12 protein-coding genes and 1 tRNA gene are annotated in these 11,707 nt (G+C 41.8%); 4 read left to right on the top strand and 9 right to left on the bottom strand.

What is annotated here, in order from left to right; genetic code table 11:
- Positions 1–129: 129 nt before the first annotated feature.
- Both lptF and lptG read left to right on the top strand, forming a co-directional pair.
- On the top strand, positions 130–1,233 hold the full coding sequence (lptF, locus tag MJX74_RS18185; RefSeq protein ID WP_240224437.1) for an LPS export ABC transporter permease LptF: 1,104 nt from the start codon (positions 130–132) through the stop codon (positions 1,231–1,233).
- Position 1,234: 1 nt separating this feature from the next.
- Positions 1,235–2,302 carry an LPS export ABC transporter permease LptG gene (lptG, locus tag MJX74_RS18180; RefSeq protein ID WP_240224436.1) on the top strand — a complete coding sequence of 356 codons (1,068 nt, stop codon included), beginning with the start codon at positions 1,235–1,237 and terminating at the stop codon, positions 2,300–2,302.
- 188 nt (positions 2,303–2,490) lie between these two features.
- Here the strand turns inward: lptG and MJX74_RS18175 are convergent, their stop codons facing one another.
- Positions 2,491–2,988, bottom strand: coding sequence for an RDD family protein (locus MJX74_RS18175; protein ID WP_240224435.1), 498 nt, complete (start codon positions 2,986–2,988; stop codon positions 2,491–2,493).
- Positions 2,989–3,326: 338 nt separating this feature from the next.
- Here MJX74_RS18175 and MJX74_RS18170 point away from each other — a divergent pair.
- Positions 3,327–3,413: transfer RNA gene (locus MJX74_RS18170), tRNA-Leu, on the top strand.
- A gap of 156 nt (positions 3,414–3,569) precedes the next feature.
- Here MJX74_RS18170 and MJX74_RS18165 read toward each other — a convergent pair.
- The 5 genes from MJX74_RS18165 to MJX74_RS18145 all read right to left on the bottom strand — a co-directional run bounded on the left by MJX74_RS18165 (position 3,570) and on the right by MJX74_RS18145 (position 9,230).
- Positions 3,570–4,937, bottom strand: coding sequence for a hypothetical protein (locus MJX74_RS18165; protein WP_240224434.1), 1,368 nt, complete (start codon positions 4,935–4,937; stop codon positions 3,570–3,572).
- Between the two features lie 8 nt (positions 4,938–4,945).
- Positions 4,946–6,022 carry a nucleoid-associated protein gene (locus MJX74_RS18160; RefSeq protein ID WP_240224433.1) on the bottom strand — a complete coding sequence of 359 codons (1,077 nt, stop codon included), beginning with the start codon at positions 6,020–6,022 and terminating at the stop codon, positions 4,946–4,948.
- A gap of 749 nt (positions 6,023–6,771) precedes the next feature.
- Positions 6,772–7,020: an RNase H1/viroplasmin domain-containing protein gene (locus MJX74_RS18155; protein WP_240224432.1), complete on the bottom strand. Its 249-nt coding sequence runs from the start codon at positions 7,018–7,020 to the stop codon at positions 6,772–6,774.
- A 162-nt stretch (positions 7,021–7,182) separates the two neighbouring features.
- Positions 7,183–8,205: a hypothetical protein gene (locus MJX74_RS18150; protein ID WP_240224431.1), complete on the bottom strand. Its 1,023-nt coding sequence runs from the start codon at positions 8,203–8,205 to the stop codon at positions 7,183–7,185.
- A 356-nt stretch (positions 8,206–8,561) separates the two neighbouring features.
- Positions 8,562–9,230, bottom strand: a complete 669-nt coding sequence (locus tag MJX74_RS18145; protein ID WP_240224430.1) for a hypothetical protein — start codon at positions 9,228–9,230, stop codon at positions 8,562–8,564.
- 878 nt (positions 9,231–10,108) lie between these two features.
- On the opposite strand from MJX74_RS18145, the gene MJX74_RS18140 reads away from it, so the two are divergent.
- On the top strand, positions 10,109–10,474 hold the full coding sequence (locus MJX74_RS18140; protein ID WP_240224429.1) for a hypothetical protein: 366 nt from the start codon (positions 10,109–10,111) through the stop codon (positions 10,472–10,474).
- Positions 10,475–10,547: 73 nt separating this feature from the next.
- Here the strand turns inward: MJX74_RS18140 and MJX74_RS18135 are convergent, their stop codons facing one another.
- Genes MJX74_RS18135 through MJX74_RS18125 form a run of 3 tightly spaced genes read right to left on the bottom strand, consistent with a single transcriptional unit; the run spans position 10,548 to position 11,695 of the window.
- The gene (locus MJX74_RS18135) at positions 10,548–10,814 is read right to left on the bottom strand and encodes a helix-turn-helix domain-containing protein (RefSeq protein WP_240224428.1); all 267 of its coding nucleotides are present in this window, start codon (positions 10,812–10,814) and stop codon (positions 10,548–10,550) included.
- Complete coding sequence (locus MJX74_RS18130; protein WP_240224427.1) at positions 10,811–11,218, bottom strand: DUF2787 family protein; 408 nt, start codon at positions 11,216–11,218, stop codon at positions 10,811–10,813. The genes MJX74_RS18135 and MJX74_RS18130 overlap by 4 nt, the downstream gene beginning before the upstream one ends.
- A gap of 30 nt (positions 11,219–11,248) precedes the next feature.
- Complete coding sequence (locus MJX74_RS18125) at positions 11,249–11,695, bottom strand: JAB domain-containing protein (protein WP_240224426.1); 447 nt, start codon at positions 11,693–11,695, stop codon at positions 11,249–11,251.
- Positions 11,696–11,707: the final 12 nt, after the last annotated feature.

Raw genomic sequence — 11,707 nt, 5'->3', positions numbered from 1 at the left:
AATTCTACCGTGAATTTATAAAAAAGCTCGGTTTTCTAAGCCGTTTGGTCGATAATAATTGCTATAAATATCAAGTTTACTGAAAAATCGCCAGGGTTCCAGCAAAAAGGCAGGTTTTTAGGGGGCGTTTTGATCATTTTTCGTTACCTGTTAGCTGAGGTATTTAAGTCACAGCTGGCGGTATTTGTCATTCTGATGACCATTATCATTAGCCAGCGCTTTGTCAAAATTCTGGCCGATGCCTCAGAAGGTGAACTTCCCGGGCAACTGGTTATGAGCATAGTTGCGCTGAAATTACCGCAACTGGCCGTGATTATTCTGCCGCTTAGTGCCTTTGTTGGTATTTTGGTGGCTTATGGCCGCGTATATGCCGACAGTGAAATGACGGTGCTACATTCCACCGGCGTTAGCGAATGGTATGTTACCCGCCTTACGTTGTTACTTTCGCTGATGTTGGCGATAGTGGCAGGCAGTATTACTTTATACCTCAGCCCTTGGGCAACCGAGCAGGAATACCGCCTGTTGGAAAAAGCTGATGCCAATGCCGGGTTAATCTCTTTGGTTCCCGGGCGGTTTCAGCATACCTCAAACGAAAATGCGGTGATTTTTGTCCAGAGTATCAGCCGTGATAATGGCGATTTACAAAAAGTGTTTGTGGCACAAAATAATGCCCGCGAAGACCAGGGTGGCCACTCTATCGTGTATGCCATGTCGGGTAATGTTAAGGAAGATATTAGTGGCGCCCAGATGATGCAGCTTGAACAAGGCCGCCGCTACGCCGGTGATGTTAAGTCACCCGCCTTTGAAATTACCGAGTTTGGCCGTTACCAGATCCAGATCCGTGAACAGGAAGTAGAGCAACGCCGGCGTAAGCTAGGCAGCCTGACCACTGCCGAACTTTATGACATGGACAGCAACGAAGCCATTGCCGAGTGGCACTGGCGTATCGCCATACCGTTATCTATTCCGTTACTGGCGTTGATCGCCGTGCCGTTAAGCCGGGTTAATCCGCGCCAGGGTAAGTTTGGCCGCTTACTGCCAGCCCTGTTACTGTATTTGGGCTATTACTCTTTACTCATTATTGCCCGCTCCGCGCTGGAAGACGGCAAAATTCCGCCAGCGTTAGGTATGTGGTGGTTGCACCTGAGTGCCTTACTGGTGGGAGTGGTATTAATTCTGCGCCACCGTGCCAGCGCACAACGTTTCCAGGCCTGGTTAGCAGGTAGAACTTAACATGCTGAAAATTCTTGATATCTATATCGGCCGCACCATTTTAACTACCTCAATGCTGACCTTAAGTGTATTGCTGGTTATTTCGGCCATGTTTAAGTTTATCGATCAGATGCGCTCGATAGGCCGTGGTTACTACGATATGGTGCACGCCGCCCTGTTTACGCTGTTCAGCGTGCCCGGAGATTTAGTCACCTTTTTCCCAATGGCGGCGCTAATAGGTGGTTTAATTGGTCTTGGTATGCTGGCCAGCAATAGCGAGCTGGTGGTTATGCAGGCTTCCGGTTTATCGCGCTTTAATATTATCAGCTCGGTAATGAAAACCTCTGTCATCATGATGCTTATTGTTATGGCGGTTGCCGAATGGGGAGCCCCGGTAAGCGATCGTGCAGCACGCGAGCTGCGCACCAAAGCGATTTCAGACGGTAATCTATTCGCGGCGCAGCAGGGAATATGGGCAAAAGACGGCGATCAGTTCGTTAATATCGGCAAAGTTGATGATTTAGGCAACCTGACCGATGTGATTATTTATCAGTTTGATACCGATCTGAAACTGGTGTCTATTGTCAGTGCCGATAGCGCAATATACCGCAATGATGCCTGGCAGCTACAACAAGTAGTACGGCAGGATTTTACTGACGACAGAATATTAAAACAGTTATCCGCACAGCAAAGCTGGCGCTCGTCATTAACACCCGACAAACTGGGCGTGGTGACCATAAAACCGGAAATGTTGTCACTAACCGGTCTGAAAGATTACGTCGACTACCTGCAACAAAATTCGCAGGAATCCACCCGCTATGAACTGGCATTCTGGCGTAAAGCACTGCAACCGCTGACAATTGTCGCCATGTTGTTAATGGCACTGTCGTTTATCTTCGGCCCGCTAAGAAGCGTAACTATGGCTGCAAGAGTATTGATGGGTATTCTTACCGGTTTTGCCTTTTATATGAGCAACGAAGTATTCGGACCGGTAGCCCTGGTGTATCAGCTACCGCCACTGGCAGGTGCCATGGTGCCCAGCCTGCTGTTTATCGGGCTATCGGTGTATTTTATGCGGAAGAAGGTATAGTTCACTTTTACCAACCCGATTGCACACACCAACACGCCGTGAATATGTCCCTATAGGCTCGATTATGAACTTCATCCTTGAAGTTCATCCTGCGGACCAGCGAAGCTGTTCAAATTTGCTCCCTGCAAATTTGTCACGCATCCATGCGTTCTACGGTTGGCTTAGCGCAATCGGGTTGCTATCACTTATCACCGTGCTGCTTTATGCAGGTTTAGCTGTTTACTTTGCTCTTTTGTCAGCACTACTACCTGGGTATTACTAAGCTGATCCTGCAACGCCAGGCCTTTACCCCAGCGCAGCCAAAGCCAGAAATTACCCAGCCCCAATAATGCCGTAACAGCACGTACTAACGCCTGTTTAAAACTGATAGCATCACCACCCTGCTGCACCAGAAATAAACGCCAGGCCCGCATGCCCAGAGTTTGGCCGCCTTTGTACCAGAAATACAGATAAAACCAGAGAAACCAGAATACAGAGTACAACTGAAACCAGATTTTATGTTGGGTAATAAAATCAGCATGGTCGGTATAATTAGCCAGTGAAATAACACCAACACTGTTTAACAGTGCCACCAGCAGCAAAGCCAGTGCCATGGCCGCCATCCACAGCGCAGCCAGAATTAACCAGTCATATATAATAGCCGCCAGACGGCGAATTAAACCCGCACGGGGTGCATTAGCAAACATAACGTCGTCCGATAATAAAAACCGTGCAAGTGTAGCATGCAGCAATGCTTTTTCGAAGCTGCTGCAATTTTGTGCAACTAACCGTCTGGCGGATAAATTCGCTTGCGCATCGCCATTCGCATCGTATAATGCAGGCGTTTACCTCAAGATATCCCTCAGTGCCTGGGTGGCGAAATCGGTAGACGCAGCGGATTCAAAATGCAATGCGTTTAACGAAGTGGTAGACATAACACGTTGAATAGTCTACGATTCAACTGTTATTAAAAGTGCAAAAGCTGTGCAAAGTTTTGCAAAGGTCTTTATCTAGTTTAGATACAGCCGAAGAAAGTCCCCTCAATGCCTGAGTGGCGAAATCGGTAGACGCAGTGGATTCAAAATCCACCGTTAGAAATAACGTGCCGGTTCGAGTCCGGCCTCAGGCACCATAATTGATATCTTTCCAAAGATATTTCTGTATAAGTATCCCAACATTTTTAGCGCAGCCATTTGCTAAGAAAAGTCAAAACACCAGACATCATGGCAATATAGAGCTTGGAAAAGAGAGTCTGTACCGCAGAATAAAACTTAAATAAAAATGAGTTTTATAAAAAATAGCTCAATATGGATTTTGATAACGTCACAAAAAACTCAAAGAGAGCCGCATGCACCGGTTTAACGTTAATAGTGAGGAGGTGTAGGTACTGCTGTCCTTCCTTAAGGGCAAACAGAGCTAGCATCACTAGAGTTGGCAACCAGCATAAGTATTTATAAACGATAATTTTTTTTCGTCCGGCAGATATTCTAGATGACACTTTACCTATAACTTCATTAAGTTCAGTAAAGATTTCTACTGGTTCCGAGCGCTCAACTCCCTTTCGTCTTAATTTTTCGAAAATAAAAGTGCTACTTGCTGCTATTTGCTCTAACCTTTCGCTCTGCTCTTTAACCATCCAAAAATTAATTACAGCTGTGACCAAAACGCCAATCACAATGAAATAATAGCTAAATACATCTGGTAGTGCTGATAACGTACCGAGACTAACCAGTACAATGGGAACAGCATAAAGTTTTGTCTTAATGTCACTAAGTACGCCACTGATCTTTTCTGAGTAGTCGAACCACTTCTCTTGAACTTGTTGCTGAAACTCTCCGATGGCGAAGTTGTGGATGAACACTTCATAATGTTCGTAATATGCACTTTTTACCTTGTCCAAGTTTTTAAAAAGAATATCTGAGTCCCTTTTGTTAACATCTTCTCCACCGTGGGCTCTGAGAACATCGACTAAAGCCAGCTTGAAAAATGCTTGTTTATCCTTACTGTGTAAATTACCTTGTTCTGCTTCCGAAATTAGCATTGCAATATCATCAACCGATGAGATATTTTCAAGTGAACACAGACACTCGATGTTCGAAATGTTGATTTCCAACGGTTTACTAAACTTGTCATTTCCACTTTTAATTAGGAAATAAAGGCAGATACCAGACTCCGTGACTTTATGAATATCAGATATTTCTTTTAAAAATGATATCCATCTAGTTATTACCTGCAAATTTAAAATGGCTGGTAATGCTAGGTTGCTATCACTTCGATATTTTTTTTCGGTTAAGTAGTACAGCGAAGGTAGTGACCTGCCTTGCAATAAATAGGGTGAGAGGCGTTTTAGCATCTCTAATTCATTTCGATAAAAAGAAAAACAGCAATATTCGAACGGGCTGAGTTCAATTTTAAATTCTGAGCAGAGTTTTCCTTCAGAAATCACGGTAGGATCTTCGACCAAATCATGGTCAACGATTAAACGTATAGTTCTAAATTTCTCTTTATTCTCTAATATATTCCTAAGCAAACCTGCTTGTCGATTTGTTAAATTGATACTTTCAGTAAGACTTATGAAGCCGCCTCCAAGATTTATGCACTCTTTTAAAGAGTCATAAAGTTCAATAGCAACTGAAAAAAGATCTTCGTTATTCATCTTTGTTATCAAGATTTGTTATCTATATTTGCAATATCAACGTGCTCCATTAATGCTGATTTTATATGCTGAGGCAATTCACCACCCTTTATTATAATATCATCATTGGCTGGATTAAATATTATTCTTTTATCTACGTCACTGATATTTCCGATAAGGCCGACATCCTCTATTTCGAAGTTGAAACTAAAAGAATCAGTTGAATAGTTGATCTTTGCAAGCTTGTCTACGGGTTTTTTAGCGGCAAGAAAACTGGATGGCATCTGATATTTGTCTTGCTTGCAAAATGCAATAAAGCTTTCTTTTTCTTCATCCGTACACGTGTCTGGCAAATGAGCTTTCGCGATATCTTCAACTTTTGAAAGAAATACTTCTTTTCCAATATTTTCAGTAAAGTACTTCACTAGCTGCTCTTTTGCTGATTTCTGTGTTCGCTTATCTACGGAAAAGCTTGCTAAGAAATCTTTCAACACCTCGACAGCTTTGCTTGGCATTTTACTGGGTGTTACTCTATTGGAACAGTCAAATGCATTTGTGAAATATTCAGTATGTTTACCTCTACCAATAAAGCTCAAATAGTTCTTATCATTCAAACCATTTGTTGACGATATATAGCCAGTTATGTTTATGTCAACTGCTTGATGAAGCTTGCTAATGTCAACATGAATGTCTGTTGTTGGAGTGAGATCAGTTAATTTAACACCAGAGGTGTTTGTTATCATCACTACTAACATGCGTGTTTGCTTAAAAGCGGTGTACTCAATGAAGCAAATATAGCCACCATTACTATTTGTGTGCTTTATTTCTTCATAAAGACAACCCATAGCTGAATGGCTCAGTTTAATGAAAATATCATTAAGTTTTTTGTCCTCAGATGCATTGTTAAGTGTTTTTAAATGGTTTGGGAATTTACCGTTTTCTCTGAATTGCCCCCATAACACTGCTGTTCTTTTATCTTTTACTTTTACTAAATCGTGACCAAGATTTGAGATAATATCATTACTGATATCTAATAAGGCATCAGCGACATTGGGTTCTCTGTCCCTAAAAAGCTCGTGAATAATAAATTTATTTAGTATTGCCATTAGATTGCCTTTCGTTTTTTAAAAAAAATAGTAAAAATTACATACGAGTCGTAATCAGCGGCATGCTCCGGTATTTACAGACTTTTCTTAGAACCTAAGGCTGTTTAAGTTGGGCAGGTGACTTCTGAACACGTAATGCTAAAGATGAGTAAAACATTTTGGAGGGTTGTTACTCATCCTTGAGCTACTTTAGGTAAATCTAGCGCTTTCCTAAAGAAAGATCCATACCTTATTTACAAGCTTTTTATCTTATAGAAGATGCTGTAATTACCATTACAAATATGTCGCTTGTACGAACGGCGCGAAATCATTAGAAAACTTGCGGTTCTTAAGTGTATATTTTTGATTAAGACTGGGGGGAGCTACTTAGCGGGCGATGCGTGTTGTAAATTGACGGGGCGACAGAAAGGCAGTTAAGCAGCTTCGGGATCATAATATTTCAAAATTTAGAATCTACTTCAAAACCTTGCCAGTGACTGATAAAGTTTTCCTCCTACACCGGATAGATTTCCAATCCCTCCTCTATTTGGTAATACTCGTACAAGGTCTGCCCCCCCTCCTGAGAATCAAAATCTGAGTCTTTCGCCTATTCAACATCTTGTCCTTGCCCGAGATACTTAAAGCTTTTCTGCGCTGTAGTCTGGAACATTGAAGAATGGTTAGTGAGTTGCCTTAAACTTGATTAATAGTAGGTGCAAGTTCGTTCGCCCCTATTATTCAACAGAGACGGCTTTGAACACTCTACTTGCTCATAGATCATGCTCAGGTTTTGGTTTTAGACGGGGGTGTTGCCACTTAAGATTTTTATTGGGAGAGCCTGAGGGATATCTAAGTGAAAATGCTATTTCGGCTTCTCGGCGAGTAGCATAACCCTTGTAGTCTGAGTATTGATATCCTTCAACATTAGCTTTGACATCCCCCCACGATTCATATACTCCAGGCAATATACCTGCGAACACGACGTAAAAGTTGTAGCGCTTAGTTTTTTTCTTTTTCATGTTTTTCCTAAATAAATGGATTTTAAAGTAGGCTTGGGCTGCCACTAGTACTTCGTGGATATGTAACCAGCGAATGGGAGCCACATGTGGTATTTGGTGTTAGAGATATGGAAAGTTAAATCTCCGGTGACATTCGAAGATCGTTCTGCTAGCTGAAAGATTTCAGGTTAAGTGTGCTTGGAGTTCTTGCTCTGCGCTGAGCTGCCAAAGTCTTGGCATTTGATATTCTGGCAGTAAGGCTTGAAGTTTACGAAACTCCATTTTTAGCGCTGTGTTAACGTCTTTCGCATCTATGGGCTGAATTTTATACTTGTCCATTAGCCTTCGAACCTTTCGGCGTTCCTTGGGCTCCAACAATTGCAATGTTGGCTTAATTCCGTGCAGTACCATGTGCGCCCTAACCAACTTGGTGAATGTGGGATCTGCTGAAAGCTCACGGTCAAATATTTCGATACGGTCGATATACTTTTTTACATTGAGTTCCTGTCTAAAATCGCTAAGCATGCAATTTGGCCGATTACGCAATTCCACTCGAGTAGCAAAGCCATCGTCGTCCACTTGCCTAAATTTCTTTCTTCTTGCTGTCAGAGAGTAAACACAAAGCTTAAACGCAACTCCGCCAACAGAGAAATATAGTGTTTCAGGTATCCCATATTTGTTGTAAAAGACTAGGCTCCTCATTGCACGTTTAAAACTCACGTGCAATTCGTCTATATGTCTGGAGAGGTCATGCGCAATATCTACTCGGGTGATTTTAATGTTGTCACCTCGAATCACGTCCTTTGAATTAGTACCCAAAATGATTTCAAGCCATCGTCTTGCAATATAGTAATCGCCTTTATAAAGTGGGTACCCACTTAGCTCAAATCTTATAAACGGCCTTGCTTCGCTTCTATTCTTCACCTGTAGGAAGAGTTTGGGCTTGCCTAGATTTGCTCTCTTGTCTGTGTGACTCAGTTCCTCGCTCAGGGGGAGTGTTAAATTGTATTGGTAGCCATGTTTTGGAGAGCTGATCTGGTTACCCCGCAATCCGTGTTTACTTGCAAGAGTAGTAATAATTTCCCGCAGGTTGCGTTCTACTTGTTCATGTAAATCTGAGGCGATATGTATGACCGCAGTTAGTTTGTCGAAACCAACACGTAGCTTATGTGTGGGCCTTCTTGGAACTGATTCTTTTTGTTCCATTTATAATCCTCCGTAGTTGATGTCGCGGATTGGTAGTTTGAGTTGTTGTACTGATAAGCCCCTGAGGTATTAAGCAACTAGGGAGCTCTTTAATTGGCTGATGTAAAGAACTCTGTCTGAGCTATTAGGTTATTTACAGATTTGAAAAAGTAGATGTGTTAGGTATCCATTGCTTTTATGCATTGTGTTCTAGAACATGCTAATTAGAGCGGATGAACGTACTAGTTATTTGATAGAGCTTTTAGCCATTTGGGATTACCGTACCTGACACTGCTTGCCCTACATCTAACGATTAAGAAACAGTTCACAGGAAGCTTCTATCGATTTTTTTAGCTTCCTGCTGGGTTACAGACCTTCTACCGTTTCTTTATGCCCGTCTGAAGTGTTTCAATCAGTTGAGTCACATGTGTACGCGTCATGTACTTTAGTAGATTATCAGCGATATTAGGGATGAATGATGTAGGACTAAATTTGTATCCCATTGCAAAATCCTTGAAAGGATCTTGAGGTTTTTCCATTTTGCTAGAGGGACGTGGTTTAAGTTTAAGTTTATACATAGCCTCAAGTACAAGCTTTTTGGTCACTTTCGCTGTGTCGTATTCGCCAACGAAATTATTTTTGACTTTTTCCATGACTTTAATGCAATCTTCAACGCTTAACTTATTCAAAGGCTGTAAAGCGTTATCGCTGAACTGACCGATCAATTTTATGCCACCAAGTTTTACTGCAATTCGCGCGGCTACAAGATTGCGATTTAACGCGTCATAGTTATTGGGGAACTCTTTCTCTATAAATTCTTTCATGCTGTTACAATCAAAGTTTTCCCAGCCTTTATTTACATCGATTGCCAGCAGATATATGCATTGCGTAATTCCTGATGTATTGATCTCCGCCGAAAAATTGCTAACGTCCGATTTGCTCAATTCCACAGCGCCTTCTGTAATACTCTTTTTTGCCTTTTTAAGAAGTTCCTTTTTCGATATCGGATTTTTAGGAATACTAGTGGTCGTTTTTTTCTTACTCATTACAATGTCCTCTGTGTGTCGAAATACTAAATTGTTAAATCAGATTTCTACTGGTTCGATGTTATATTTACAGTTTTTGTATTTGCTAAAAGAGGCACTGTCTATTCGTGCATCCTTAGCAGATTAGCGATACGTGATCGCTGGCCACTTCTTGATTTACAGTTTTAATAACTGCATTGCTGAATCAAATTTCTATTGGCTAGATGGTGTATTTACAGTTTTTTTTGCTAAAAGAGACACTATCTATCCGGGTATCCTTAGCAGATTAGCGATACGTTATCGCTGGCCACTTCTTGATTTACAGTTTCAATAACTGCATTGCTGAATCAAATTCCTATTGGTTCGATGTTGTATTTACAGTTTTGGATTCACTAAACAGAATGGATTGCATAGTAGGTTCGTGAGATAAATCTATGGGTTTTTATCAGGGATTACTTCATGATTTACAGTTTCTAAAAACTACAGGAAGGCAAATTAACTACTGAAATTTTGTCGCAGCTAACAGCATTGAAAGCACCAACTGAGAGCTCTCAGTTGAGAAAACTCTTGTAGAGATGAATGGATATTCTGTAGTGGTTTTACTGAAGGTATAGGTATGAGATGAATCACGGTCCGATGCTTTTCGTAAATGGAATTGCAAAACTAACGGGACGAATATTTTCGTAGAGTGCGGTGCATTACCAACGGGACGAATATTTTCGTAGAGTGCGGCGCATAACCTCGGAGCGATGAATACCCCAGCATTAAAATTTATGTCGAAAAAATTTTTCTGTTTGTATTTCGATTAGAGAATAGATTAGTTGAAGCAGACAACGGGACGATGTTACCTTTGATATGCATTTTAATTTGGAACTGAGAGCTCTCAGTTAGAACCGGGCATGAAGCAAAAACTTTTGGTAAAGGAATGGAATATTTGGTTGAAAGACTTTGTGCATGTGGTGGAGAGTGCCAAAAGCAGAAGTTATCAACGACGCTTGGAAAAGCTATTGCCCGGATACCCTGCCAAAAAGCCGAAAATTAACAAAGGGTCTGTAGATCAGCTGAATGATTTTCTGAATTCGCTTGATGCAGAAATCAGAGATCGATTTTTGCGCAAAATGCGGGATGTTTTATATGAGCATACTAGAGTCCGAATATCGATTAACGCGGAGACGAAGAAGAAGTTGGATCGGCAGCAAAAAAATAAAAATTTTAAAAACCACAATGAACTGATCTTACATTTATTGGAAAATCAAAAAAAATAGTGAGTTAGAAATTGCCGGTAAGCCAGTCATCATCTGGACGACTGGCTTACCTTACCTGTATCAAAGACTACAACTACAGCATTCTCACAGTTCTAACACTCTCAACCACATCAATCCCCAACCACGCACAGAGTTCTATGAATTCCAAAATGTCTAACCCGCGCTGGGCCTGTTCTATTTTACCAAAGTAGCTATGCGGTTTGCCGCTAAGGCTTTGCATTTCTCGCATTGTCAGACCTTTGGCTTCACGTTGCTGGCGCAGCCATTTGCCAAGAGCTATACGTTTTGGGCTGTTTTTTAAGTCGGCCGTGCCGCGATTTGGAGTGTATCGTTTAGTCATGATAGTTCTACCTCATAAACTGACATCTGTTGCCAGTAGGTCAAAAAGTTTTCTTCCCAGATTGGATAAATCATCAGGGCGGTTTCTATCGGGTAATAGCCTGTTGTGTCCTGAAACGTGCCGGCCTGGAAATCGAAATCAAGATCTTTGACCAGCTCTGAATCTAAGCCAGCACCAACAAACCGAAAGTCAGTGATGTAGCACAACTTCCACTGCGAACCCCATTTCTCCAGTCTGATTTCAACAGGGTGATAACCTCCCTTATCAGCTGAATAGCTGGGGTCTCGGAAATTCAGTATTGCCGTGTTCTCGTTCGATTGCTGGTAGCTGGCCAGTAACGTACTGATGGCCTCAGCCAAATGGCTACTTACAGGCAAAGCTAGGCCCTCGTATTGGATACGCATTGTTTTTACTCCAGGGATTAAGTGTGGTGGTTAGTCGAATATGTAGGGGAGGCTTTTCTTCATGCTGCTGAACTGATTTAAGCCAATAACCACATGGTCCAGAACCTCGATATTTAGTAGCCTGGCGGCTTCAATCACTGTTTGAGTGAATTTTATATCTGCACTACTGGGCTCTGAATGGCCTGACGGGTGGTTATGGACCAGCATCACTACCTTTAGGTTGAGTATGATGGCCGTTCTAAGCACTTCGGCTGGCCGTACACTGACGGCATCTGTACTGCCTGTTGCGACGACCTCAAAACAGTTAATGTCATGCTGCTTTGTCAGGTTAACAACGATAAATACCTCTTTGGTTTCAAGCTTCAGGTAATCAAAGAGCTTTGCGATAATTTCAGGCTGTGTGACGCATTTACCGGTAATATCGCAGTCCACTTCTTTAAAGCGGTACTTCACATCAATTTCGCGCAGGGTTGTCATAATCAACCTCCA

It is taken from the genome of Rheinheimera hassiensis, from assembly GCF_022436675.1.
Lineage (GTDB): Bacteria > Pseudomonadota > Gammaproteobacteria > Enterobacterales > Alteromonadaceae > Alishewanella > Alishewanella hassiensis.
This window is presented reverse-complemented; position numbering and strand designations above follow the sequence as displayed.